Here is a 23129-nt window from a genome sequence, read left to right on the forward strand (position 1 = left end):
GATCCATCATCTGTGTGAGATCTCCTCGTACCGAGGTGTGTCCTACATCAATTTCCCGGCCGAGCCCTTTATCGACAAGGGCTCGGCCGTCGTGCGTCCCTGACCTGGTACTTCGCGCAAGAACCCGTTCGGCCGTACGGACAAGACTCTGTGGAATCACAGATTCCGCTTGTGGGGACGTGCTCCTGTCGTCAAAACCTTGTCTCACGGACCTTGCCGAATGGGTGGCCATGAAGCCCTGGAGGGGTGATCATGAGGAGACCAGAGCGCACTTCCCATGAGGAGGCACGGGTGGCCGAGACTCTGAAGAAGGGCAGCCGGGTAACCGGCGCCGCGCGCGACAAGCTCGCGGCAGACCTGAAGAAGAAGTACGACTCCGGTGCGAGCATTCGGGCACTGGCCGAGGAAACCGGCCGCTCGTATGGCTTCGTACACCGGATGCTCAGCGAATCGGGCGTCACGCTTCGTGGGCGTGGCGGGGCGACGCGGGGCAAGAAGGCCGCTTCGTCCTGACCCGGACGGCCATCGGCTTCGATGGTGGCCACCCGGTCGATCGGCTGATCGGCCGGGTGGTTACTGTGCAGTCACTTAGGGATGCTCGTAGGGCACTGTTGCTACGGCATCCAGGATGACCGCACCCATCGGAGGCGCCCCATGGCTTCGCCCGAACAGGACGTCGCTCCTGAAGGACCCGCACTCGACAAGGACGGCGTACGGCTCACCGTCGACGACGCGATCGCCACGGTGACGCTGACCAACCCGGCCAGGCGCAACGCGCAGAGCCCCGCTCTGTGGCGGGCGCTCACCGAGGCCGGGCGGCAGCTGCCGGGGTCGGTCCGGGTCGTTGTGCTGCGTGCCGAAGGCAAGTCCTTCTCCGCCGGACTCGACCGGCAGGCGTTCACGCCCGAGGGCTTCGACGGCGAGCCGTCGTTCATCGACCTCGCGCGTGGCAGTGACGCCGAGCTGGACGCGACCATCGCCGAGTACCAGGAGGGTTTCACCTGGTGGCGACGGAGCGACATCGTGTCCATCGCCGCGGTGCAGGGACATGCCATCGGGGCGGGCTTCCAGCTCGCGCTCGCCTGTGACCTGCGCGTCGTAGCCGACGACGTGCAGTTCGCCATGCGCGAGACGAGTCTCGGGCTGGTGCCGGACCTGACGGGCACGCATCCGCTGGTGGGCCTCGTCGGATACGCCCGCGCGCTGGAGATCTGCGCGACCGGGCGCTTCGTGCTGGCCGAGGAGGCCGTGAGTACGGGGCTGGCGAACGTCGCCGTTCCGGTGGGTGAGCTCGACGATGCGGTACGGGATCTGGCCGGGGCGATTCTGGCCGCGCCGCGGGATGCGGTGATCGAGACCAAGGCGTTGTTGCGCGGGGCGCAGAGCCGGGATTACGAGGCTCAGCGCGTCGCGGAGCGGGCGGCACAGGCTCGGAGGCTGCGGGACTTGGCGGGCGTCGGCGAATGAACCGTTGTTGAAGAGGCGCCCGGCGTCTGTCGCTGTGCCCACCCTCCCCCACTCTCGACTTCGCTCGAGCGGGGGGACCCCATCGCCGTGCGGAACGCCTGCCCACAGCCAGGTGCGATCAAGTAACTGACGTCACCAGTACCGCCACCGTCGGGTGATCCTTCAGCGCTGCCCCCACTTTCGCGCGGACCTCCCGGGCCACCTCCACGGCCCGGCGGTCCGCGCTCACCGCCAGTTCCAGGCGTACGTGCCGGTGTGGCAGGGCCGTTCCGTCCTGGCGTTCCTCGATGTGTACCGCCCGGCCCAGACCGCCGGGCGTGCCCGTCAGCTGGAGCACGCCGGGGACCGACAGCGCGGCCGTCGCCACGTGCTCCTCGTCGGCGTCGCGGGGCTCCGTCGCCCGGGGCGGGTCGGGCCGGCGTACGGGGGACGGTTCCGGATCCTCGTCCAGCAGGGCCGTCACCCGCAGGTCGACCTCTGTGACCGTCAGGCCGAGCCGTTCCGTCGCCGCGGCTGCCAGCGCCGTACGAAGACGCGCCGCCGTCGTCGGCAGTGGTCCGGCCGCCGTCGCCTCGAAATCCGCCGTCACCCGCAGGGCGCCCGGCGGCAAGGCGCTCGGCGGAAGCGGTACGGCGGGCGGGTGCGCGTCGAACGACGGGTCGGCAAGTTCGATGCGGAGCGTGTCCAGGCGTACGCCGCGCAGGTCCTCCGCCGCGCGCCGCAGCACGGCCCCTGCCGCCTCCTCGAAGATCCACGCGCCGTCGCGCGCGCCGCCGAGCGGCAGGAGTCTGCCGAGCCCCAGCTGATGCCGTACTGCCTGCGTCCACCGGTCCGCCGTCATTCCTCCAGCCTGCCGCATCCACGGCGCGCGACGCCGCAACCGCGCTTACCGTGGTCGAAGGAGGACCAATCGGAAGGGACCGGCCATGGCCGACATGACGGAGCAGGACCGGACGCAGAACTCTGAGGGCGATCCGGAGTCACCGGTACAGACCCGCAAGCCCACCAAGCGCGGGGGCGGAGCCCCCGGGAGCCGGGGGCGGACCACCATCGCCGACGGCGTCGTGGAGAAGATCGCGGGGCTGGCCGCGCGGGAGGTGGTGGGTGTCCATGCGATGGGCAGCGGACTGAGCCGTACCTTCGGGGCCGTACGGGACCGGGTGCCCGGCGGCACGAAAGCCGTGACACGCGGGGTCAAGGTCGAGGTCGGCGAGGTGCAGACCGCGCTCGACCTGGAGATCGTCGTCGAGTACGGCGTGTCGATCGCCGACGTCGCACGGGCCGTGCGGGAGAACGTCATCGCCGCGGTCGAGCGGATGACCAGCCTCGAAGTCGTCGAGGTCAACATCGCGGTGAGCGACGTGAAGCTGCCGGACGAAGAGGAAGAGGAGCCGGAGACCCGGCTCCAGTGACGCGGCCGCAACCGACAACCGAACGGAGCACACCATGAGTTTGGCCGTGGTCGGCCTGATCGCCGGCATGGCGCTGGGCTTCGCCGGGTACTTCGGCGGGTTCGGCGCCTTCCTGCTGGTCGCGGCGCTGGGCGCCGTCGGGTTCGTCGCCGGCCGGTTCCTGGAGGGCGACTTCGAGCTCGGCGACTTCTTCCGCCCGCGTGACGACCGGCGCGACGGGCGGCGGTGACACCGGTGACGTCGGTGAGCGAGGGAACCGCGGAACTCCGCAGACCCCCGGCCGTCGTCCCGCCCGGCGAGCGCGGTGAGACGCGGATCGCCGACCGGGTCGTCGCGAAGATCGCCTCGCAGGCCGCGCGGGAGGCCGTCGGCGAACTGAGCGAGGACACCGCGCCGCCATCCGCCAACGTCGTCGTGCACCACGAAACCGCCCGGGTCCGCCTCCATCTCGAACTCGACTACCCCTGCGACATCGGCGCCCGCTGCGCCCGGGTGCGTCGTCATGTCGTGGAACGGGTAGGCGCGTTGGTGGGCATGGAGGTGCCGGAGGTCGTCGTCCACGTGGAGCGGCTGCACCCGGCGCGCGGTGCGGCACAGGGAAGGACGCGATGAGCGAGTCCCAGGGCTCCGAGGGCACCACACAACGACTGCCGGTCATCGAGAAGGCGACCGGCACCGACACACTCGACCAGTCCGCCTCGGCGGCGGCGTACGAACCACCACCCGTCCTCGACGGCGAGGACGGCCGCGAGCGCCGCTTCTGGTCGGCGCGCCGCGTCCCGGCCGGCATCGCGGCGCTGCTGCTCCTGCTCGCCGCGGGCGCCTTCCTCTACGACATCGCGGCCGTCCGCGCCGACCGGCCCGCCATGCGCTGGCGCCGCGAACTGGCCCACCAGCTCGCCGAACGCCCCCTCGACGACACCTGGGTCCTGGTCGGCGCGGGCATCGCCGCCGCCCTCGGCCTCTGGCTGATCGTGCTGGCCGCGACCCCCGGCCTGCGGGCGGTGCTGCCGATGCGCCGCACCCACCCCGACGTCCGCGCCGGCCTGCACCGCGACCTGGCCGCCCTGGTCCTGCGCGACCGGGCCATGGAGGTCTCCGGAGTGCAGTCGGTACGGGTCCGGATGGGACGCGCCCGGGCCGACGTCCGCGCGGTCTCCCGCTTCCGCGAACTGGACGAAGTACGCACCGACCTGGACGTCGCCCTCGCCGACGCCATCAGAGGGCTGGGGCTGTCCCGCCCGCCCGCGCTGTCGGTACACGTGCGGCGGCCCGGACGGAAGGGGTGAGGACGATGCTGAGGATCGTGAACCGGGTACTGCTCGGCGTGGCCGGACTGGTGCTGTTCGTCGTCGGCGGGTCGGTGCTCGCCGTAGGACTGGGCGCTCCGTCCCCCTCCTGGTGGATCCACGACGACCAGCACGACGTTCTGCTCAGCGACGCCGAGCGCACCCGCTGGCGGGACGACGGCTGGTGGTGGCCGACGGTCCTCGCCGTACTCGCGGTCCTCGTCCTGCTCGCCTTGTGGTGGCTGACCGCGGTGCTACGCCGGCACCGCCTCGCCGAGGTCCTGGTCGACACGGGCGACGGCGAGGGCGCACTGCTGCGCGGCCGGGCCCTGGAGGGCGTACTGGCAAGCGAGGCAGGCGAGTTGGAGGGCGTACAGCGAGCGCACGCCCACCTGACCGGCCGCCGCAGCGCCCCCGAGGCCCGAGTGAGGCTCCTGCTGGAACCACACGTGGACCTCGGGACGGCATTGACCGACCTCACGTCTCAGGCGCTGACGCACGCACGCGATTCAGCGGGCCTGGCGTCACTCCCGGCAGAGGTCCGCTTGAGGGGCGTCAAGCACCGTGCAGAAAGGGTGAGTTGAGAAACTCGGGGGCGCGGGGCTGTATCGATATGCGGCTCCGCCGCGTGGGCGCGACCAGCCCCCACCGGCCCGCGGCCGAACACTCAGAACCCGTGCCGCATCCCACCATCCACAGGCACCATGATCCCCGTCAGATAAGAAGCCGCCGGAGACAACAAGAACGCCGCCGTACGCCCGAACTCCTCCGGCAACCCATACCGCCGCATCGGAATCCGAAACTCATTCGCCGCCCTCGTCGCCTCCGGATCCGCGGACATCCCGTCCAGCTCACGGACCCGATCCGTATCGATACGGGCCGGCAACAGCCCCACAACCCGAATCCCCCGCGGCCCCAACTCATCCGCAAGCGACTTGGCGAACCCGGCGAGCCCCGGCCGCAACCCGTTCGAAATCGTCAGCCCGGGAATCGGCTCGTGCACGGACCCGGACAGCACGAACCCGATGACACCCCCCGCCTCCAACTCCGCCGCTGCCGCCCGCGCGAGCCGCACCGCTCCCAGGAACACCGACTCGAACGCCGCCTGCCACTGCTCATCCGTGTTGTCGGCGGCAAACCCCGGCGCGGGCCCCCCGACGCTGACAAGGATGCCGTCGAACCCGCCGAACCGCTCGCGCGCGACGGCGATGAGCCGCGCCGGCGCCTCCGGATCGGCGTTGTCGACGGCCACCCCGACGGCGTTCGGCCCCAACTCGGCCGCCGCGGCGAGCGCCCTCTTCTCGTCCCGCCCGGTGACGACAACCTTCGCACCGTCGGCGACGAGCTCGCGCGCGGCAGCGTTGCCGAGACCCCGCGTGGCCCCGGTGACGACGTACACCCGGTTCTTCAGTCCAAGATCCATGGCCCCTATCCTGCCCCGTCCGGCCCGAACAGGGCGAGGGCCGTGTTCACCAGGCCGATGTGACTGAAGGCCTGCGGGAAGTTGCCGAGGTGGCGGCCGGACGACGGGTCGTACTCCTCGGACAGCAGACCCACGTCGTTCGCGAGCCCCGTCAGCCGTTCGAACAGCTCCCGCGCCTCCTGCTTACGGCCCGTCGTGTGCAGCGCGTGCGCGAGCCAGAACGAGCACACCAGGAACGTGCCCTCATGGCCGGGCAGTCCGTCGACGACGCTCCCGTCGGTGCTGTAGCGGAGCAGGAGGCCGCCGTGGTCGAGCTCCTCGCGGATCGCGTCGACGGTGCCGATCACGCGCGGATCGTCCGGCGGCAGGAAGCCGACGCGCGGGATGAGCAGCAGTGCGGCGTCGAGTTCGGCGGAGCCGTAGGACTGCGTGAACGTGTTGCGTTCGGGGTCGAAGCCCTTGTCGCACACCTCGCGGTGCACCTCGTCGCGCATCGCGCGCCAGCCGTCCAGGTCGCCCTGCAGCTCCGGATCGTGCTCCAGCGCGCGCACCGCCCGGTCCGCGGCCACCCACACCATCACCTTGGAGTGCACGAAGTGGCGGCGGCCGCCGCGCACCTCCCACAGTCCCTCGTCGGGCTGCTGCCACTCCGACCGCAGCCACTCCATCAGGGCGGCCTGGATCGCCCACATCTGCGGTTTGGCGGACAGGCCCGAACGCCGGGCCAGCGACAGGGAGTCCATGACCTCGCCGTACACGTCCAGCTGGAGCTGGTTCACGGCGTCGTTGCCGATCCGTACCGGTGTCGAGCCGGCGAAGCCGGGCAGCCACGGCACCTGGAACTCGGACAGCCGTCGCTCGCCCGCCAGCCCGTACATGATCTGCAGGTCCGCCGGGTCGCCCGCGACCGCGCGCAGCAGCCAGTTGCGCCACGCCTCGGCCTCCTCCTGGTAGCCGACGGCGAGCAGCGCGCCGAGCGTGAGGGTGGAGTCGCGCAGCCAGCAGTAGCGGTAGTCCCAGTTGCGTACGCCGCCCAGCTCCTCGGGGAGGGAGGTGGTGGGGGCGGCGACGATGCCGCCGGTGGGCGCGTAGGTGAGGGCCTTGAGGGTGATGAGGGAGCGGACCACGGCGTCCCGGTGCGGGCCGTCGTAGTGGCAGCGGGCCGCCCATGCCTGCCAGTCCTCGACGCTCGTGTGCAGTGACTTGTACGGGTCGACCAGTGGCGGGCGCGGCTCGTGCGAGGGATGCCAGGTGAGGACGAACGCCACCCTCTCGCCCTCGGCGACCGTGAACTCCGAGTATGTGCCGAAGTCCTCGCCCCAGGTCCGCACTTCGGGTTCGCTGCGCAGCCATGCCGAGTCGGGGCCCGCGACGGCGACCCGGTGGCCGTCGGAGCGGCGCACCCACGGCACGATCGAGCCGTAGTCGAAGCGGAGCCGGAGTGTGCTGCGGACGGTCACCTCGCCGCGCAGGCCCTCGACGATGCGGACCAGGTCGGGGGCGCGGTCGCGCTGCGGCATCAGGTCGGTGACGCGCATGGCGCCCGCGTCGGTCTCCCACTCGGTGTCCAGGACCAGGGTGTTGGGCCGGTAGGCGCGGCGGGCGCACGTGTCCGCGCCCTCGGGGGCGATGCGCCAGTGGCCGTTCTCTTCATCGCCCAGCAGCCGGGCGAAGCAGGCGGCCGAGTCGAAGCGGGGCAGGCACAGCCAGTCGACGGAGCCGTCCTTGCCGACCAGGGCCGCGGTCTGCTCGTCGCCGATGAGGGCGTAGTCCTCGATACGGTGCACGGGGTGCGGGTTCCCGCCGGACCCCGGGGGCAATCAGGGGTGGGGCCGGGCGAGTGACGTGTCGCCCACGCCCGAGAAGATCACGCCGGGATCCGCCGGCGCCTGGTTGAGCACCCACAGGCCGATCAGTGTCGCCAGGGTGAACACGACGGCGATCAGCACGGCGAGGATGAGCCGCCGCCGGCGTTCGCGGCGCAGCCACTCGCCGCGTGCCGTGCGGTAGGCGTCGGGGGCCGCCCGCACCCCGTCCGCCAGTGCGGCGAGGGCCTCCTGGAGCTCCCGTTCCGTGCGGTCCGGGCTGGTGCCACGCGACGGAGTCGCATCTCGATGCGTCATCGCCGGGCCTCCATCGCCTGGGTCAGGGCGGCGAGTCCGCGCGCCGTATGGGTCTTGACCGAGCCGCTGGAGATGCCCATCGCGGCGGCGATCTCGCTCTCTTTCAGCCCGAGCCAGTGCCGCAGCACCAGCGCCTCGCGCTGCCGGGCGGGCAACTGCTGCAACGCGTCGATCAGGACGCGCTGGTCGTCGCGGAGCAGTGCGGTGCTCTCAGCGGAGGCGACGATGTCGACGGGCGGGCTCGGGGGGTTCTCCACATGCCTGCGGGCCACCTGGAGGTGGCGTATCCGCATCCGCGTCAGATTGCAGACGGTGGAGCGCAGATAGGCTTCCGCCGCCTCCACGTCCCGCAGCCGCCGCCATTTGCGGTAGATCTGGTAGTACGCCTCGGCCACCACGTTCTCCGGGTCGTCCGCGCCGAGCAGCACGGCCAGCCGCAGCATCGAGGAGTAGTGCAGCTCGAAGAGCCGGGCGAGCGCGGCCTCGCGCTCCAGTTCGGCGGGGTCGCGCGGCGCGGGCAGGAGGGGCTCGGCCGGTGGCTGGGTGTGCGGCTCCTGTAGGGGAGCCGGCTGTCTGCGTCTCACGGGTGGTTCGCTCCCGTCTCGGGGCGCCGCCTGACGGTCAGGCGGGACGGCAGGTCGGTCACGTCGGCGCCGCGCGGGACGCCGAGGCGTTCGAGGGCCGCGGTGCCGGCCACCGCGACGGTCAGGTTGAGCAGCAGGGCGGCGAGCCCGGCGTAGATCTCCAGCGGTCCGAAGCCCAGGGTCACGATGGACGAGAAGCCCTCGCGCACCACCATGACGGTCCCGGCCGCCATGCCCACGGCCCAGCCGGCGAACAGCGCCCGCGGATGCAGCCGCCCGGTGAACAGCCCGATGGCGACGGCCGGGAAGATCTGCAGGATCCACACGCCGCCGAGCAGCTGGAGGTTGATGGCGTCCTGGTCGCGCAGCCCGAACACGAAGCCGGCCGCCCCCACCTTCGCGGTCAGCGACACCGCCTTGGCGATGCGCACCTGGCGCTTGGGCGTGGCGGTGGGATGGACGTACTCGACGTATACGTTCCGTACGAAGCTGGTCGCCGCCGCGATCGACATCACGGCCGCCGGGACCAGCGCCCCCACGGTGATCGCGCCGAACACCAGCCCGGCCAGCGGCCCCGGCATCAGCCGGTCGACCAGCATCGGCACGGCGGACTCGGCGCCGCCCTCCGGCGCCCGCACCCCCGCCGCGAGGGCCGCGATGCCGAGGAAGCCGAACAGCGCGAGCAGTCCCGTCCAGGCGGGGAGGGCCACCGCGACCTTGCGCAGGGTGCGCGGACCGTCGGCGGCGAAGGAGGCGGTGAGCACGTGCGGGTACATCAGCAGGGCCAGCGCCGAGCCGAGGGCGAGGGTCGCGTACGCGGGCTGCTGCTCCGGCGTCAGCACCAGTGCCGGGCTGCCCAGCCGGTGCGCGGCCCCGTCGAACACCTTGCCCGGACCGCCGAGCCGCTCGAAGACCAGCCAGGTCACGGCGGTGAGCGAGACGAACACGGCCACCGCCTTGAGCGCCGAGATGACGGTGGGCGCGCGCAGCCCGTGCCGGTACGTCGCCACCGCCAGCCCCGCGAACAGCGCCACCATCACCAGGTCCCCGGCCGCGCCCCGCGGATAGACACCGCCGGCCGTCAGTACCGCCCGTATCCCGAGCAGTTGCAGCGCCAGATACGGCATCGTCGCCAGGATCCCGGTCAGCGCGACCACCAGGGCCAGCGGCGGCGAGCCGTACCGCCCGCGCACGAAGTCGGCGGCGGTCACATAGCCGTGCCGGTGGGCGACCGACCACAGCCGGCTCAGCAGGACGAAGGCCAGCGGGCAGACGATCACCGTGTAGGGCACCGCGAAGAAGGCGGGCGCGCCGTTGCCGTACGCCAGTCCCGGTACGGCCGCGAAGGTGTACGCGGTGAAGATCGTGCCGCCGAGCAGCAGCCAGGTCCACACCGGGCCGAGGCTCCGGTCGGCCAGCGCCCAGCCCTCCAGAGAGGGCAGCCGGTCGCTCGGGTGCAGGCGCCGCGCGGTCACGGCGAGCAGCGACGCTCCGCCGATCACGGCGAGGAACGTCGCGGTCATGGCGCCGTCGGCCATGGGTCACCGTCCTTGGTGTGCCTGTGCCCTCACCGACCAGTTGCGCGGAGGGCTCGCTCGGAGGACGGAAAACGACGGGAAATCTTCTGGAAATTCCTTGTCAACCGTTCTCGGCGGGTGGGCAACTCTTGCACAGACCGACAAGCGGACGGGAGAGGAGTGCAGGTCATGGCACGGACCGGTCATCACCGGCTACGGCGCGTCGCGATCGCCGTACTGCTCCTCGCGCCCGCCTCGGGTCTGCTGTGGGTCCCCTGGTACGCCGGTGCGAGCCCGCGTCTGGCGGGCACGCCGTTCTTCTACTGGTACCAGCTCGCCTGGGTCCCGGGATGCGGACTCTGCCTGCTCGCCGCGTACGCGCTGAGCAGGCACGGACGCAACGGTCCCTGATCCACGAACCCGGCATTCGCCGTTCGCACCACCCGTACCACCCCAACACCACCGCCTCGGTGAGGAGCCGCCATGTCTACGTCAGCCATGCCCGAATCCGCTCTCCCGGACCCCGGGGGGCCACCATCCCCGCGCACCCGTATGACCCCGCGGTCGATCCTGGTGTGGAGCGCGGTCGCGCTGGCCGGCGCGACCGGATGGGCCGTGCTCGCCCTGTCCCGGGGCGAGGAGATCTCGGCCGTCTGGCTGGTCGTGGCGGCCCTCGGCTCGTACGCGATCGCCTACCGCTTCTATTCGCGGTTCATCGCCCGGCGGGTCCTCCAGCTCGACGACACCCGCGCCACTCCGGCCGAACGGCTGGAGGACGGCGTCGACTACCACCCCACCGACAAGCGGGTGCTGTTCGGCCACCACTTCGCGGCCATCGCGGGCGCCGGCCCGCTGGTCGGCCCCGTCTTGGCCGCGCAGATGGGCTATCTCCCCGGCACCATCTGGATCATCGTGGGCGTCATCTTCGCCGGGGCGGTGCAGGACATGATCGTCCTGTTCCTCTCCATGCGCCGGGACGGCAAGAGCCTCGGCCAGATGGCGCGGGACGAGATCGGCAAGGTGGGCGGTGTCGCCGCGCTGATCGGCGTCTTCGCCATCATGATCATCCTGCTCGCGGTGCTGGCGATGGTCGTCGTCAACGCACTGGCGGAGTCCGCGTGGGGCACCTTCTCGGTCTCCATGACCATCCCGATCGCCCTCTTCATGGGCTTCTACCTGCGCTACCTGCGGCCCGGCCGGGTCGTGGAGACCAGCGTCATCGGCGTGGCGCTGCTGCTGCTCGCCATCCTCGGCGGCGGCTGGATCCAGGACTCCTCGCTCGCCGAGTACTTCGTCTGGAGCCCCGAGACCCTGGTCTTCTGCCTGGTCGGTTACGGATTCGTCGCTTCCGTGCTCCCGGTGTGGATGCTGCTGGCCCCGCGTGACTACCTCTCCACCTTCATGAAGGTCGGCACCATCGCCCTGATGGCCGTCGGCGTGGTGATCGCCGCCCCCGTGCTCAAGGCCGAGCCGGTGACCGAATTCGCCTCCACCGGGGCCGGACCGGTCTTCGCCGGGTCGCTGTTCCCGTTCCTGTTCATCACCATCGCCTGCGGCGCCCTGTCCGGCTTCCACGCCCTGGTCTCCTCCGGCACCACCCCGAAGCTGATCCAGAAGGAGTCACAGGTCCGGATGATCGGCTACGGCTCCATGCTCACGGAGTCCTTCGTCGCCGTCATGGCGCTGATCGCCGCCTGCGTGCTCGAACCGGGCCTGTTCTACGCGATGAACTCGCCGGGCGCGCTGCTCGGCCCGACCGTGGAGAGCGCTTCCGAGGCGGTGAAGAACCTCGGCTTCACCATCACCCCGGACCAGCTCACCGAGGCGGCCAAGGCCGTCGAGGAGGAGACGCTGGTCGGTCGCTCCGGTGGCGCACCCACCCTGGCCGTGGGCATGTCGGAGATCTTCGCCGGGGTGCTCGGCGGCGCCGGGATGAAGGCCTTCTGGTACCACTTCGCGATCATGTTCGAGGCGCTGTTCATCCTCACCACCGTGGACGCCGGCACCCGGGTGGGCCGCTTCATGCTCCAGGACATGCTCGGCAACGTCTGGAAGCCGATCGGCCGGGTCACCTGGAAGCCGGGCGTCTGGATCACCAGCGCCCTGGTCGTCGGTGCCTGGGGCTACTTCCTCTACGCCGGTGTCACCGACCCGCTCGGCGGCATCAAGCAGCTGTTCCCACTCTTCGGCATCGCCAACCAGCTGCTGGCCGCGGTCGCCCTGGCCGTCACCACCACCCTGCTGATCAAGCACGGCAAGCTGCGCTGGGCGTGGGTCACCGGCATCCCGCTCGCCTGGGACGTGGCCGTCACCTTCACCGCCGGCTGGCAGAAGATCTTCTCCGACAACCCGGCGATCGGCTTCTTCGCCCTGCGGGAGAAGTACGCGCAGGCCATCGAGGACGGCCAGCTCCTGCCGGGCGCCACGACCATGGACGACATGCACACCATCGTGCTCAACAACACGGTCGACGGTGTGCTCATGGCCGTCTTCCTGCTGCTGGTCCTCACCGTCCTGGTCAACTGCGCCGTGGTGTGCGTCCGCGCCGTCCGCGCGCCGGAGCCGCTGCCGACGACCGAGGCGCCGTACGTCGAGTCCCGTATCGACGTTCCGGAGCAGTCCGCCGAACCGCTGGTGGGGGCGCGCTCGTGACGGCCCTGATCCGGACGCGGGCCACTCGGACCATGCAGACCGTGCGCTGGTACCTGCGCGAGCTGACGGGGGAGGCGGAGTACGACCGCTACTGCGAGCGGCATCGGCGTCACCACCCGCAGGCTCCGGTGCCGACCCGGCGGGAGTACGAGGTGCTGCGGACACTGCGTCGCGAGGAGCATCCGCAGAGCCGCTGCTGCTGACGCCCCAGGCGTCCCCGACCGCGGGGCGGGCGTGCCTTCCCAGCCCTGGTGCCGCGCCCGCCCCGCACACCTTCCGCCCCCGACCTTCGCCGGCCCGCCCGCGCTGCAGATCCGTGTCGGCTCGCTGGTGGCGAGACCCAGATGCCCCGGGGCGGGCGTGCCTTCCCAGCCCTGGTGCCGCGCCCGCCCCGCACACCTTCCGCCCCCGACCTTCGCCGGCCCGCCCGCGCTGCAGATCCGTGTCGGCTCGCTGGTGGCGAGACCCAGATGCTGCCCCGACCGCGGGGCGGGCGTGCCTTCCCAGCCCTGGTGCCGCGCCCGCCCCGCACACCTTCCGCCCCCGACCTTCGCCGGCCCGCCCGCGCTGCCGACCCGCGCCGGTCCGCCGGTGGCGAGAGACAGATGCTGAGACGCCGACCATCCCCGCTGATCCGCCCCGAACTCGACGACCACATCCTGCACAGGACCCTGCTCGAACTCCGGCCCGCCCAGCAGCTCCACGGTCTCGGCGCGGGCCGGAGCAGCCCCCTGTGGGAGCCGGTGGCGGAACTGCTGCGCGCCACCGGACGCGACTGGGACCGTCGTGCACACCGGGTCTCCGTCCTCGCCCAGGGCCTGCCGGCCGTGGTCTCCGAGAGATGGGCCGCCGACCGGCCCGACGACGGTGACGCCCTGGTCCTGCGTGCCTTCGTCCGGTCGGCCCGGGCCCCGGCCGAGGGAGACTCCGCGGTCCGGCAGGCCGAACAGACGTGTCTGCGTGCCGCCGCGGCCAGCCCGGAGGACCCGACGCCCTGGCTGGCGCTGCTGTCCCTGATGCACGCCTGCGCCGTACCGGTGCGGGACGCCGTGCCCGTGTGGACCCAGGCCGTCGAGCGCGCGCCCTGGCATCGGGCGGCCTACCATCTGCTGCTGCGGTATCTGTCCCCGCGCGGGCACGGCGCGGTCCCCGACATGATGGACTTCGCCTGGCAGGCCGCCTTCCGGGCACCGCACGGATCGCCGATCGCCCTGCTGCCGGTGGCGGCCCGTGTGGAACTCGTCGCCCACCGCCAGGATCAGACGGGTCTCGCCGCGCTCGGTGAGGGCGGTCACTGGAACGAACCCCGGGCGGTACAGGAGATCGATACGGCCCTCTCCCGCTGGTTCCACACGGCCGCCGCACCTCACGCCGAGGCCGTCATCGATCTCAACGTCCTCGCCTTCGCCCTGATCCGCGCCCACCGCCCGGCCGAGGCAGGCCTCGTCTTCCAGCGCATGGGCCGCCACATGACCCGCCACCCTTGGGCCCTGCTGCCCGAGCCGGAACGCACCTTCCGCTACTGGCGGGACCAGCTGACCGGCCGCCGCCGGAAGTGAGAGCGGTACTACGGGTGGCCCGCGCCGCGCCAGGCCGCTATGCCGGGGCCGGCGCCGTCTCCTTCTCCTCCGGTACGGCGGCCGCCGCCCGCTCCCGGGCCTCGCGGCGGGCCAGGATGATCCAGCCGATCGGGACGCCCGCCGCGAACAGCCACCACTGGAGGGCGTACGCGTAGTTCAGCGCGGCGTTCTCGTCGCCGGGTCGGCCGACCAGCTGCGGGGTGTCGCCCTTGGGCTCGGGGGCCGTCTGCGCGATGTAGCCGCCGAGTACCCGGGCGTCGAGGCGCCGCGCCTCCTGCTCGCTGTTGATCAGCATGACCTGGCGGTCCGGCAGCCCCTCGAGGTTCTTGATGCCGCTCGCCTCGGTCGTCTCGTCGGGCATCAGCCGGCCGGTGACGTTGACCTCGCCGCGCGGCGGGGCGGGGATCTCGGGGAACGCGGTCTGGCTCGCGTCCGCGGGGATCCAGCCCCGGTTGACCAGCAGCACCTTGCCGTCCGTCAGGACAAGGGGGGTGAGGACATGGAAGCCGACCGTCTCGTCGGCGTTGACACGGCGCCGTACGACGACTTCCCGCTCGGTGTCGAAGCGGCCCGTGGCGGTCACGGAGCGGTACCGCTCGTCGGTGGTGACGGTGTGCCCGGGCGAGGTCAGCCGCTCCACGGGTACCGGCTCGGCGGCGAGCGCGTCGGAGACCAGCTGGTTCCGGGCGGTACGCAGGTCGTAGCGGTCCATCTGCCAGATGCCCAGCCTGATCATCGTGGGGATGAGGAGGAGGGCGACCAGCGTGAGGATCACCCACTGCCGGGACAACAGGAAGCGGTACACCCCACGACCGTACAACTCGGGTCATGGGGTGCTCGCAACGGGGTGTGTTCAGACCCGGTCGCCGATCCCCGTCCTTCCGTCCGCGCGGGCGCAGTGGGCGCCGCAGTACCAGTGGCCCTCGACCTCGACGCCCTGGTCGATGATCTGGACACGGCAGTGCTCGCAGATGGGGGCCATGCGTGCCCGCCCCGGCGCCACGCGCGGCCGCTCGGGCGGCCAGGGTTCTCCGATCACCGCCTCGGGGCATGCGAATGCGCCCCTGCGGGGCGAAGTATCCCGAAAGCTGCCGACCTCAAAGGTGATTCATCCCTACCGAACGCACCTAGACCCGCACTTCGCACGTCGCCGAAAAGGTTCGCCGCAGCGGCCTCCCAGCGTTCGATCTCGACCAGGCCGGACCGGGACCGCTATCGCCGCTACGGTTCCGATCGGCGAGCGATCAGCTCCGACCGCTTGATCTTCACGATCGGGTGACCTGCGAAGTCCGGGCCTAGACGCCCGCTCAGGACGCCGCACTGCGAACCGGGCCCCCGAGGCGGACCGTCGGACGGCGGCCGAAGCACACACCCGGGCCCTGGGCCGGCTCGGCACGCGAACCGGTGCGGAGGCCCAGGACGTTCGTACGGAAGAAGTCGCCCGCGTCGGCGATGGAGCGGTCGACGTGCGTCTCGGCGGCGAAGTGCACCACGGCCTCGTGGCCCGGCAGCAGCTCGCGCAGCAGGTCACGATCGCAGACGTCGCCGTACGACCAGGCGGTAGCGGTCGGCGCCCCGGCCGGTGGTGCCGGCCGGCGCCGCGTGACCGACCATTGGTCCCAGGCTGCTCGGCGGCTCGGAGGTCAGCGGCGTTCCGCCGTCAGGCGTTCCAGGATCGGTACGACGTCCCTGGGCGCGGGCGCGGCGAGCGTCTCCTCGTACAAGGCCTGCGCGCCGAGCCGGAACGAGGGCTCCTCCAGGAGCCGGGCGAGCTGCTTGCGCAGATCGTCCACGTCGAGGGCTCCGGCGTCGCACACCAGGCCGGCGCCCCGGTCCGCCACGTAGCGCGCCCCGAACGGCTCGTCCCACATCGACAGCGGCACCACGAGCTGGGGCACCCGGTGGGCGACGGCCGCGCCGAGGGTACTGGGGCCGCCGTGGTGGACGACCGCCGAACTGGTCGGCAGGAGCTGGTCGAGGGGCACGTACGGCACGGTGCGGACGTTGTCCGGGACCGCACCGACCGCGGCGAGCTGCCCGCTGTTCAGGGTGGCGACCACCTCGACGTCCAGATCGGACACGGAGTCGAAGAACGCGCGCATCGGGAAGCCCCTGGACTCGCCGAAGACCATGCGACGGCTCACCCCCAGGGTCAGCGCCACGCGCGGCCGCTCGGGCCGCCCGTGCAGCCACGTCGGCAGTGGGCCCGCCCCGTTGTACGGCACCCGGCGGATGGGGACGTACGCCAGGTCCACCGGCGCCCGGAACCGGGGCAGGGTCAGGTCGAGCGTCCACTGGCCCAGCACCGCCTCGTCGTCGAAGCCGAACCCGTACCGCTCCATCATCCGCCCGAGGGACGTCCGCCAGGGATGCTCGGCGAGCCCCGAGGACGGATCGGCCATCTCGCGCTTGGTCCGCTCGTGGCACACGGCGACGGCGTCCGTGCCCCAGACCAGGCGGGCGTGCGCGGCGTCGACCGCCCGGGCGGCCACGGCCGAGGGGAACATCAGCGGGTCCCACAGGACGAGGTCGGGCCGCCAGGCGCGGGTGAACTCCACCAGGTCGTCCAGGACCGGCCAGGGGGCGTCCTTCTGTTCGGGCACGGGGTAGTAGAGGTCGAACATGCCGGTGAGCAGGTCGCGGGCGCCGCGCCAGGTGCCGGTCTCCGCTGGCTCGGCGGGGTCGAACCGCCAGGCGTCGGCGAAGAACGCGAGGCTCTCCTTCGCGGCCTGCAGGGCGGCCTCCTGCTCCTGTGCGGACGGCGGCGCCTGCGGAACGTCCAGCGGTACGGCGGTGAGCCCGGCCGTGCCGATGCTCGTGATCACCTCCTGGTCCAGCGCGTCGGCCTGGCAGGCCACAACGACCTCGTGCCCGGCGCTGCGCAGGGCCCAGGCGAGCGGCACGATCGCGTGGAGATGGGCTGTCGCGGGAAAGATCGTGAACAACACACGCATGGTTGAACTCCGTTCGGATGCAGGGGTGTTGGGGTAAAGACGGACGGCGCTCGCGCACCGGGTCGGGCTCGCGCGGAGTTGGGCTGGCACCGGGTTCGGACTACGTCGTGCGGTTCGGGTCCTGCCGTGTTCGGCTCACGTCAGGCCGAGGAGCGCCTCGGCGGAGAACGGCCGCAGTTCGGCGTGCCGACCGTCGCGGATCTTGGCCACCCACTCCGGGTCCGACAGCAGCAGCCGCCCGACCGCGGCGAGGTCGAACTCGTCGCGCTCCATGAGCTCCACCAGCCGGTCGAGGGAGGAGTTGTCCGCGCCCTTCCCCTCGATCAGCGCGCTCAGGAACTCGCTGTCGTCCAGGCCGATCGAACCCACCGCGACGGTCGGCAGGCCGGTCAGTTTCTTCACCCACCCGGCGAGACCGAGCCCGGACCCGGGGAACTCCGGCAGCCAGAAGCGCCTGGTCGAGCAGTCGATGACATCGGCACCCGCCTGCACCAGCGGGGCGAGCAGCAGTTCCAGCTCGTCCGGGGTGGCCGCCAGCCGGGCGCCGAAGTCGCTGACCGTCCACTGCGAGATCCGCAGAAACACGGGGAAGTCCGGCCCCACTGCGGCCCGGCACGCGGCCACGACCTCCGCCGCGAACCTCGTACGACGCCGAGGATCGCCCCCGTAGCCGTCGGTACGGGAGTTGGTGCCGACCCGGAGGAACTGGTCGATCAAGTAGCCGTGTCCGCCGTGCAGTTCGAGCCCGTCGAAGCCGAGGCGCTTGGCGTCGGCGGCGGCCCGGCCGAACGCGGCGACCACCTCGCCGATCTCCGACTCCGACAGCGTGTTCGGCCCCGCGGCCCGGATGTCGGGGTCGGGCACCTCGTCGCCCTTGCGCTCCAGCCCGGCGTGCCACAGCTGCGGGATGACGCGACCACCCGCCGCGTGCACCTCCTCGACCACCCGGGCCCAGCCCGCCAGGGCGTCCTCGCCGTGGAAGCGGGGCACGGTGGACGTCGGGGCGGAGGCGGCGTGGCCGACGACCGTGCCCTCGGTGATGATCAGGCCGACCCCGCCCCGGGCCCGCCGGGCGTAGTACCCGGCGACCTCCGGGCCGGGCACCCCGTTCGGGCAGAAGTTCCGGGTCATCGGCGCCATCACGAGCCGGTTGGGCACACTCAGGCCGCCCACCGAGAAGGGCCGGAACAGCGGGGCGACCTCGGGCACGGAATCGGGGGCAACGGCGGCGACGCTCGTCGTGTCGGACATGAAGGCACTCCCTGGGGGTGTGGTGATGGCTCAGTCGTGGTGGCGGGCGGTGGCCGCGGCGAAGTCCCGGGCGGCCGCGGCGGTCTCGGCACGGGCCAGTTCCACCGCCCGGTCGAGCCCCATCCGCGCGGGCAGGCCGAAGATGTCGACGATGGTGGCGAGCCGGTGCTCGATGCTGCCGCCGACGACGTGGTAGGGGATGGCGAGTTCGTCGAGGGTGGCCCGCAGCAGTTCGTCGGACATCAGCCGGAACCGCTCGGACACGGGCCGGTGCCCGTCGGTGACCAGATCGAACTCCACCGGGAGGTGGATGAACACGTCGTACGCCTGCCGCGCGTGCCCCTTGAACACCGAGCCCATGTTGTCGATCACCTCCTCGAAGAAGTCCGGAGGCGCCTCGCCGGCGTCGTACCCGTCGCTGGGATGGATCCCGGCGCGGACCCGGACCTTGCCGTAGACCCACTCGTGCAGGGAGGAGCCGTCGGAGACGAACCCGTCGTCGAGGTGGGACTCGTGGACCGCGCGTTCGGTGAACCGGCGGATGCCGAGCTGGAACAGCTCGGGGGCCGTGCAGTCCTCCAGGCGCTTGCCCGGCAGGGCGTCGACGAGGATCTCCCGCATCGTGCGGGCATGGGTGCGGGGGATGCCGGTGAGATGGGAGAGCGCGATCGTGGTCGTCGTCTTGCCCGTGCAGTAGGTGCCGGAGACGGCGAACCTGCGCACCTGCGTCAGGGGCCTTGTCATGGTCGTCGGTGTCATCACAGTCCTCGGGGCGGTAGTCGGTGTGCCACGGAGTAGGTGCCGGTGATGCCGTGGAACGCGTAGCCGAGGTCGCAGACCCGCCAGCTGTCGCCGGCCAGGATCAGCACTCGGCTGTCCTCGATCGTCGTGCGGACGGGGAATGCGCCGTCCAGCGGGCGCAGCGGCAGGTCGGTGGCGAGTTCGGCCAGGCGCAGCCACAGCGTGTCGCTGCCGCTGCGGTCGATGCCGTCGAGTTCGTACAGCAGGACCTGGACGAGCTGGCCCATGACGGTGATCGCGTCGATCATCGAGGCGCTCGGCGCGTACGCCGCCTCCATGCCGGTGTTGAAGTACGGGCCCTCACCGGGAGCCGGGGTGATGCGTACGGAGGCGTCGACCTGCCCGGCCGCGGAGTCGACGAGGAGGTGCCCGATGTGCTGGCGCCGGTGCCGGAACAGCTCGGCGAAGTACTGCCCGTACGGTTCACCCAGTGCCCGGTCGGCGTCCGCGTGGTGGACATCGGCCACGCCGGAGCGGTATCCGCCGCCCTCCTCGTGCTGGACCTCGCACGCGACCGTCATCGAGCCGATGTGCGACTCGACCCGGGACACCCGCGCCCCGTCGGCGATCGGCACGGATTCCGCGACGTGCCCGGCACTTCGCAGGGACAGCGTGCCCAGGTCCTCCTGCGGACGGCCGCCGGCTCGGACCCGGGCGCGCCGCAGCCACATCCGGGAGCGCGCGCCGGGGTCCAGCCCGTAGGCGTGGACGAGCAGGATCTCGGACACCCGCGCGCCCAGCACCAGGGCGTCGATGGTGCTCAGGTGCGGGGCCAGTTCGGCACGGGAGCCCTTCGCGGACCAGTCGCGCGGATAGTTCACGGACGCTTGGGCGCTCAGCCGGGTGGACTCGGGGCCGCAGGACACCCTGATGTCCCGCAGCCGCTGCTCGACCCGGCGGAAGCCGCCGCCGAAGAAGCGCCGCTCGCCGGGGCCGAGGTAGTCCTCGATGGCCGGGACGAACAGCCGGGTCTCCGTCACGAAGGGTCCCGGCGCGGGACGACGGTGCCCCGGTCGCCGGCCCTTGGCGCGGCCATGACCTTGAGCATCATCTCCCAGTGGGAGAGCAGGGCGGGCAGCGGAGCCCCGGACGGCTCATCGGCGGGACGGTGCGGGGAAGTTGGGGGCGCGGAGAAGGACATGGTGGGCTCCTGCGGGAGGAGGGGCGGGGAGGTCTGCGCGGCAGGGGCCACTTTCGATACAGGCCCTAGTTGCGGAGCAGGTCGTCCAGGTGCCGGTCGCCCGCGAGTACGGCGTGGCCGATCGCGGCGTAGTCCGGCTCCGACGGCGCGTCGAGCCGCGCCCACAGGCCATGCAGCCGGAACCGGGCCGCCGTGCAGTGCACGTCCGTGAGCTCCCGGTCGCCGTCCCGTGCCGTCCTGGCGAGCACGGCGGCCATGGCGAACAGTTCGCGGGCGATCCGGCCGAGCAGCACCTGCGCGTACTGGCGGGTGTGCGGCTCCCGCTCCTCGGCGAGCGCGTCGCCGACGGCCCGGCGGGTGATGTCGAAACGGCGCAGATCCGCGAAGAGGGCGTGCAGATGGCGGCAGTTGCGCGGGGAGAGGGCCCCCGTCCGGGGGCGCCGCAGCACCGCGGTCTCCTCCGGCCGCGCTCCGCCCGCCGGACGCGCGACCAGCGCACGGCCGGTCTGGAGGTCCGCCAGGAAGTCCACGGCGCCCGCCGTGCGCAGCACCCGCGCGTCCCGGTAGGCCCGCTCCAGCGGTACCGGCAACGCGCCCCGGTCCCGCTTCGAGCGGGCGGTCTCCAGACCCTCGCCGCCCAGCAGCGAGACCGTACGGTCCACGACCCGGGCGCACGCGTCCGTACAGATGTTGCGGGCCAGGTTCCGCTCCAGGAAGCGGTCCTCCGGATCCGCGGCGCCGAGGCTCCAGCGGACCACGCTGTCCATGGCGTGGACGTCCGCCGCGGTGGCCGCGAGGGTCCGTCGTGCGAGGTCGTACTCCCCGAGGGCGATGCCGTTGATCCGGCGGCGGGTCACGAACTCCCGTGACCAGGCGAGGCAGTTGCGGGCGATGGCGAGTGCCGGGGCCGCCTGGATCAGCATCCGGGCGGTCATCACGGCCGACGCGAGCCGGGGCGTCGTCCGGGGGTCGCCCTGCGGGACGGTAACGAGATGCTCCCTGGGCACCCGCACCCCGTCCAGCCGTAGCCATCCGTTCGGCGACCCCCGTACGCCCAGGAACTCCTGCGCGGCCGGGACCGTGAAGGCCGGGTCCCGGGTGTCCACCACCGCGAGACCGACCCGGGTGCCGCCGGCCTCCCGCACGGTCACGGTGACCCCCAGCAGGTCCGCGACCGGCCCGTTGCTGACGAACAGCTTCTCGCCGCTCAAGGTGTACGCGGATCCGTCCGGTGTGGGCGTCGCGGTCACCGTGGGCCACTGGTTGTTCTGCCCGGCCGGCTCGGTGTCCGCGAAGCCGGAGATCAGGCCCTCGGCCGTCCGGCGCCGCACCAGGTCGCGCAGCGGGCCGTCCGGCAGCACCGGGAGCAGGGAAGTGCCCACCCCGATGCCGTTGTGGACGCCCAGCATGAAGCCGACCGCGACGGACCGGGAGGCGGTGGCCTCGACGACCCGGAAGACGTTGTAGGGCGTCAGGCCGAGCCCGCCCAGGTCCTTGGCCGCCCCCAGCCGGAAGGCACCGAGGTCCTGCAGCTCCGCGATGAGCCCGGCGGGCAGCTCCCCGGTGCGATCGATGGCGTCCGGGTCGATGCGGGTGGCGAGGAAGGCCAGCGTCCGCGTCACCGCCTCGTCGCCCGCGAGCCGTTCGGCGGGGCCTGGCTCGGGCAGGTCGCACCAGGCGTCCCAGTCGAGCTGCCCGCCGGTCAGCGCGGTGCGGAAGTCCGGCGCGGGCTCGGAGCCGGGCGGGCGGGGGCGGGCCAAGGGCTGGACGGTCATGTCAGGCCTCCCGTACCCGGCTGCTCGCCGTCAGGGCCGAGGCGCGCACGGTGTCGAGGAGTTTGTGCAGCCGCAGCCCCGCCTCGAAGTCGGGTACGGTCCGTTCACCGGTACGGATGTCCCGGGCGAGCGCCGCGTAGGACTCCGCCACATTGCGCACGGCGGTGGCGGGCACCTCCACGGGCGTACGGTGCCGGTCGGGCACCGGCACCTCCTGCCAGCCCTCGTGGGGCGGTCGGGCGGACTCGTACAGCCGTACGTCACTGACCTGGATGCCGTGTCCCGACGCGGGCCCCTCGGAGACGACGGCCAGATTGCCGCGGGTGCCGGAGAACTCCAGCCGGGTGCGCGCGTCACCGCACTTGCCGTCGTGGATCTGGACCGACACCGGGCAGCCGGTGGCGAGGAACCCGCTGATGAGGACGTGGTCGGGGCTGGTGACGCTCACGCTCTCCGCGGTGTCCGAGAAGGTCAGGCGGGGCTGCTGGACCGAGAGGAAGGCGGACAGTTTGTTGACCGGACCGCCCAGGTACTCCAGCAGATCGAGGGTGTGACCGCCGGCCACCTCCAGCGTTCCGGCGCCGCTGCGCTGATCCAGGGTGTAGGCGGAGTCGGAGGTGACGGTGCCGCCGCTGCCCTTGGCGCGCGCCGCGTACACGTGCACGCCGGTGACGCGGCCGATGGAGCCGCCGGCGAGGAGTCCGCGGGCGTGCCGGACGGCCGGGGCGCAGCGGGCCTGGAGACCCACGGCGTGGTGGACGCCGGCCGTGGCGGCGGCCTGTGCCAGGACCTCGGCCTCTTTGGTCGTACGGACGAACGGCCACTCGCAGTAGACGTGTTTGCCCGCTTCGAGGGCCGGGAGGACGAGGTCGGCGTGGTCGGGCGTCTTCACCGCGACCACGACCAGGTCGACGTCGGGGTGCCCGGCCAGCCGGACCGGGTCGGTGAAGGCGTGCGCCGCGCCGAGGAGCTTCGCGGCGCGCGCGGCGCTGCCGGAGCGGGAGGTGGCGACGGCGGTGATCTCGTAGTCGGGGAGGGCGGTGAGCGCGGGCAGATGGGACCGGGCGGCCCAGCTCCTGTCTGGACTGGCACCGATGACACCTACGCGGATGGGTTCGGTCATGGGCTCTTACCACCAGAGGGTTGAAGGGGAGGGGGAG

At 72.1% G+C, this 23129-nt stretch carries 26 protein-coding genes and 1 pseudogene; 11 read left to right on the forward strand and 16 right to left on the reverse strand.

Annotated elements, in window-relative coordinates; genetic code table 11:
* Positions 1–291: 291 nt before the first annotated feature.
* Both AQJ91_RS02930 and AQJ91_RS02935 read left to right on the forward strand, forming a co-directional pair.
* Positions 292–513 carry a helix-turn-helix domain-containing protein gene (locus AQJ91_RS02930; protein ID WP_004002281.1) on the forward strand — a complete coding sequence of 74 codons (222 nt, stop codon included), beginning with the start codon at positions 292–294 and terminating at the stop codon, positions 511–513.
* Between the two features lie 141 nt (positions 514–654).
* Entirely contained in the window at positions 655–1467 is an 813-nt protein-coding gene (locus AQJ91_RS02935) for an enoyl-CoA hydratase/isomerase family protein (protein WP_067015761.1), read from the forward strand.
* Positions 1468–1585: 118 nt separating this feature from the next.
* On the opposite strand, the gene AQJ91_RS02940 is transcribed toward AQJ91_RS02935, so the two are convergent.
* The gene (locus AQJ91_RS02940) at positions 1586–2308 is read right to left on the reverse strand and encodes a nucleopolyhedrovirus P10 family protein (protein WP_067015764.1); all 723 of its coding nucleotides are present in this window, start codon (positions 2306–2308) and stop codon (positions 1586–1588) included.
* An 85-nt stretch (positions 2309–2393) separates the two neighbouring features.
* Here AQJ91_RS02940 and AQJ91_RS02945 point away from each other — a divergent pair, with 85 nt between their 5' ends.
* From AQJ91_RS02945 to amaP, 5 genes are read left to right on the forward strand one after another with little or no spacing between them, the layout of a single operon-like run.
* Positions 2394–2879, forward strand: a complete 486-nt coding sequence (locus AQJ91_RS02945; protein ID WP_107122323.1) for an Asp23/Gls24 family envelope stress response protein — start codon at positions 2394–2396, stop codon at positions 2877–2879.
* 34 nt (positions 2880–2913) lie between these two features.
* Complete coding sequence (locus AQJ91_RS02950; protein WP_067015768.1) at positions 2914–3108, forward strand: hypothetical protein; 195 nt, start codon at positions 2914–2916, stop codon at positions 3106–3108.
* A 5-nt stretch (positions 3109–3113) separates the two neighbouring features.
* Positions 3114–3491 carry an Asp23/Gls24 family envelope stress response protein gene (locus AQJ91_RS02955; RefSeq protein ID WP_067016130.1) on the forward strand — a complete coding sequence of 126 codons (378 nt, stop codon included), beginning with the start codon at positions 3114–3116 and terminating at the stop codon, positions 3489–3491.
* Entirely contained in the window at positions 3488–4168 is a 681-nt protein-coding gene (locus AQJ91_RS02960) for a DUF6286 domain-containing protein (RefSeq protein WP_067015772.1), read from the forward strand. The genes AQJ91_RS02955 and AQJ91_RS02960 overlap by 4 nt, the downstream gene beginning before the upstream one ends.
* Positions 4169–4173: 5 nt before the next feature.
* Positions 4174–4752, forward strand: a complete 579-nt coding sequence (gene amaP / locus AQJ91_RS02965) for an alkaline shock response membrane anchor protein AmaP (RefSeq protein ID WP_067015775.1) — start codon at positions 4174–4176, stop codon at positions 4750–4752.
* 83 nt (positions 4753–4835) lie between these two features.
* Here the strand turns inward: amaP and AQJ91_RS02970 are convergent, their stop codons facing one another.
* The 5 genes from AQJ91_RS02970 to AQJ91_RS02990 are packed head-to-tail and all read right to left on the reverse strand — an operon-like array spanning position 4836 to position 9836.
* Positions 4836–5591, reverse strand: a complete 756-nt coding sequence (locus AQJ91_RS02970; protein ID WP_067015778.1) for an SDR family oxidoreductase — start codon at positions 5589–5591, stop codon at positions 4836–4838.
* Positions 5592–5596: 5 nt separating this feature from the next.
* Positions 5597–7378, reverse strand: a complete 1782-nt coding sequence (locus AQJ91_RS02975) for a glycoside hydrolase family 15 protein (RefSeq protein ID WP_067015781.1) — start codon at positions 7376–7378, stop codon at positions 5597–5599.
* A gap of 33 nt (positions 7379–7411) precedes the next feature.
* Positions 7412–7714 carry a hypothetical protein gene (locus AQJ91_RS02980; RefSeq protein ID WP_067015784.1) on the reverse strand — a complete coding sequence of 101 codons (303 nt, stop codon included), beginning with the start codon at positions 7712–7714 and terminating at the stop codon, positions 7412–7414.
* Positions 7711–8298 (reverse strand): RNA polymerase sigma factor, encoded by a 588-nt coding sequence (locus tag AQJ91_RS02985; RefSeq protein WP_067015787.1) that lies wholly within the window; start codon positions 8296–8298, stop codon positions 7711–7713. The genes AQJ91_RS02980 and AQJ91_RS02985 overlap by 4 nt, the downstream gene beginning before the upstream one ends.
* Positions 8295–9836, reverse strand: coding sequence for a sodium:solute symporter family protein (locus tag AQJ91_RS02990; protein WP_067015790.1), 1542 nt, complete (start codon positions 9834–9836; stop codon positions 8295–8297). The genes AQJ91_RS02985 and AQJ91_RS02990 overlap by 4 nt, the downstream gene beginning before the upstream one ends.
* Positions 9837–10004: 168 nt before the next feature.
* Between AQJ91_RS02990 and AQJ91_RS02995 the strand changes: the two genes are divergently transcribed.
* The 4 genes from AQJ91_RS02995 to AQJ91_RS03010 all read left to right on the forward strand — a co-directional run bounded on the left by AQJ91_RS02995 (position 10005) and on the right by AQJ91_RS03010 (position 14026).
* A complete protein-coding gene (locus AQJ91_RS02995) occupies positions 10005–10226 on the forward strand; it encodes a DUF3311 domain-containing protein (protein ID WP_067015792.1) in 222 nt (73 codons plus the stop codon).
* 87 nt (positions 10227–10313) lie between these two features.
* Complete coding sequence (locus tag AQJ91_RS03000; protein ID WP_067015795.1) at positions 10314–12467, forward strand: carbon starvation CstA family protein; 2154 nt, start codon at positions 10314–10316, stop codon at positions 12465–12467.
* Positions 12464–12670, forward strand: a complete 207-nt coding sequence (locus AQJ91_RS03005; RefSeq protein ID WP_067015806.1) for a YbdD/YjiX family protein — start codon at positions 12464–12466, stop codon at positions 12668–12670. Before AQJ91_RS03000 ends, AQJ91_RS03005 begins: the two co-directional genes overlap by 4 nt.
* Before the next feature lie 402 nt (positions 12671–13072).
* On the forward strand, positions 13073–14026 hold the full coding sequence (locus AQJ91_RS03010; RefSeq protein WP_067015809.1) for a hypothetical protein: 954 nt from the start codon (positions 13073–13075) through the stop codon (positions 14024–14026).
* A gap of 37 nt (positions 14027–14063) precedes the next feature.
* Here the strand turns inward: AQJ91_RS03010 and AQJ91_RS03015 are convergent, their stop codons facing one another.
* The 10 genes and pseudogenes from AQJ91_RS03015 to AQJ91_RS03060 all read right to left on the reverse strand — a co-directional run bounded on the left by AQJ91_RS03015 (position 14064) and on the right by AQJ91_RS03060 (position 23092).
* Positions 14064–14852, reverse strand: a complete 789-nt coding sequence (locus tag AQJ91_RS03015) for an SURF1 family cytochrome oxidase biogenesis protein (protein WP_067015812.1) — start codon at positions 14850–14852, stop codon at positions 14064–14066.
* Between the two features lie 48 nt (positions 14853–14900).
* Positions 14901–15029 carry a hypothetical protein gene (locus AQJ91_RS57270; protein WP_267891155.1) on the reverse strand — a complete coding sequence of 43 codons (129 nt, stop codon included), beginning with the start codon at positions 15027–15029 and terminating at the stop codon, positions 14901–14903.
* A gap of 421 nt (positions 15030–15450) precedes the next feature.
* Positions 15451–15654, reverse strand: a pseudogene (locus AQJ91_RS51765) (GDP-mannose 4,6-dehydratase); the annotation flags it as partial.
* 36 nt (positions 15655–15690) lie between these two features.
* Positions 15691–17001 (reverse strand): nucleotide disphospho-sugar-binding domain-containing protein, encoded by a 1311-nt coding sequence (locus AQJ91_RS03030; RefSeq protein WP_067015823.1) that lies wholly within the window; start codon positions 16999–17001, stop codon positions 15691–15693.
* 135 nt (positions 17002–17136) lie between these two features.
* Complete coding sequence (locus AQJ91_RS03035; RefSeq protein ID WP_067015827.1) at positions 17137–18252, reverse strand: NADH:flavin oxidoreductase; 1116 nt, start codon at positions 18250–18252, stop codon at positions 17137–17139.
* A 30-nt stretch (positions 18253–18282) separates the two neighbouring features.
* Positions 18283–18996 carry an AAA family ATPase gene (locus tag AQJ91_RS03040; RefSeq protein ID WP_067016133.1) on the reverse strand — a complete coding sequence of 238 codons (714 nt, stop codon included), beginning with the start codon at positions 18994–18996 and terminating at the stop codon, positions 18283–18285.
* Between the two features lie 14 nt (positions 18997–19010).
* Positions 19011–20033 carry an AvrD family protein gene (locus AQJ91_RS03045; protein WP_067015830.1) on the reverse strand — a complete coding sequence of 341 codons (1023 nt, stop codon included), beginning with the start codon at positions 20031–20033 and terminating at the stop codon, positions 19011–19013.
* On the reverse strand, positions 20030–20194 hold the full coding sequence (locus tag AQJ91_RS03050; protein ID WP_159054469.1) for a hypothetical protein: 165 nt from the start codon (positions 20192–20194) through the stop codon (positions 20030–20032). Before AQJ91_RS03050 ends, AQJ91_RS03045 begins: the two co-directional genes overlap by 4 nt.
* Before the next feature lie 65 nt (positions 20195–20259).
* Positions 20260–21969 (reverse strand): acyl-CoA dehydrogenase family protein, encoded by a 1710-nt coding sequence (locus AQJ91_RS03055; protein WP_067015836.1) that lies wholly within the window; start codon positions 21967–21969, stop codon positions 20260–20262.
* A 1-nt stretch (position 21970) separates the two neighbouring features.
* The gene (locus AQJ91_RS03060) at positions 21971–23092 is read right to left on the reverse strand and encodes a Gfo/Idh/MocA family protein (protein WP_067015839.1); all 1122 of its coding nucleotides are present in this window, start codon (positions 23090–23092) and stop codon (positions 21971–21973) included.
* Between the last annotated feature and the right edge of the window lie 37 nt (positions 23093–23129).

Origin of the sequence: Streptomyces dysideae (assembly GCF_001514305.1) — a bacterium.
Classification (GTDB): Bacteria; Actinomycetota; Actinomycetes; order Streptomycetales; family Streptomycetaceae; genus Streptomyces; species Streptomyces dysideae.

Bases quoted from the DNA above. Each gene is read 5' to 3' on its own strand.
- AQJ91_RS03050 (WP_159054469.1), bottom strand. From the start codon at position 20,194: ATGTCCTTCTCCGCGCCCCCAACTTCCCCGCACCGTCCCGCCGATGAG.
- AQJ91_RS02940 (WP_067015764.1), bottom strand. From the start codon at position 2,308: ATGACGGCGGACCGGTGGACGCAGGCAGTACGGCATCAGCTGGGGCTC.
- AQJ91_RS03060 (WP_067015839.1), bottom strand. From the start codon at position 23,092: ATGACCGAACCCATCCGCGTAGGTGTCATCGGTGCCAGTCCAGACAGG.
- AQJ91_RS03035 (WP_067015827.1), bottom strand. From the start codon at position 18,252: ATGTCCGACACGACGAGCGTCGCCGCCGTTGCCCCCGATTCCGTGCCC.
- AQJ91_RS02990 (WP_067015790.1), bottom strand. From the start codon at position 9,836: ATGGCCGACGGCGCCATGACCGCGACGTTCCTCGCCGTGATCGGCGGA.
- AQJ91_RS02935 (WP_067015761.1), top strand. From the start codon at position 655: ATGGCTTCGCCCGAACAGGACGTCGCTCCTGAAGGACCCGCACTCGAC.
- AQJ91_RS02995 (WP_067015792.1), top strand. From the start codon at position 10,005: ATGGCACGGACCGGTCATCACCGGCTACGGCGCGTCGCGATCGCCGTA.
- AQJ91_RS03040 (WP_067016133.1), bottom strand. From the start codon at position 18,996: ATGACAAGGCCCCTGACGCAGGTGCGCAGGTTCGCCGTCTCCGGCACC.
- amaP (WP_067015775.1), top strand. From the start codon at position 4,174: ATGCTGAGGATCGTGAACCGGGTACTGCTCGGCGTGGCCGGACTGGTG.
- AQJ91_RS02945 (WP_107122323.1), top strand. From the start codon at position 2,394: ATGGCCGACATGACGGAGCAGGACCGGACGCAGAACTCTGAGGGCGAT.
- AQJ91_RS03030 (WP_067015823.1), bottom strand. From the start codon at position 17,001: ATGCGTGTGTTGTTCACGATCTTTCCCGCGACAGCCCATCTCCACGCG.
- AQJ91_RS02970 (WP_067015778.1), bottom strand. From the start codon at position 5,591: ATGGATCTTGGACTGAAGAACCGGGTGTACGTCGTCACCGGGGCCACG.
- AQJ91_RS03055 (WP_067015836.1), bottom strand. From the start codon at position 21,969: ATGACCGTCCAGCCCTTGGCCCGCCCCCGCCCGCCCGGCTCCGAGCCC.
- AQJ91_RS03010 (WP_067015809.1), top strand. From the start codon at position 13,073: ATGCTGAGACGCCGACCATCCCCGCTGATCCGCCCCGAACTCGACGAC.
- AQJ91_RS02980 (WP_067015784.1), bottom strand. From the start codon at position 7,714: ATGACGCATCGAGATGCGACTCCGTCGCGTGGCACCAGCCCGGACCGC.
- AQJ91_RS02960 (WP_067015772.1), top strand. From the start codon at position 3,488: ATGAGCGAGTCCCAGGGCTCCGAGGGCACCACACAACGACTGCCGGTC.
- AQJ91_RS02950 (WP_067015768.1), top strand. From the start codon at position 2,914: ATGAGTTTGGCCGTGGTCGGCCTGATCGCCGGCATGGCGCTGGGCTTC.
- AQJ91_RS57270 (WP_267891155.1), bottom strand. From the start codon at position 15,029: ATGGCCCCCATCTGCGAGCACTGCCGTGTCCAGATCATCGACCAGGGC.
- AQJ91_RS03000 (WP_067015795.1), top strand. From the start codon at position 10,314: ATGCCCGAATCCGCTCTCCCGGACCCCGGGGGGCCACCATCCCCGCGC.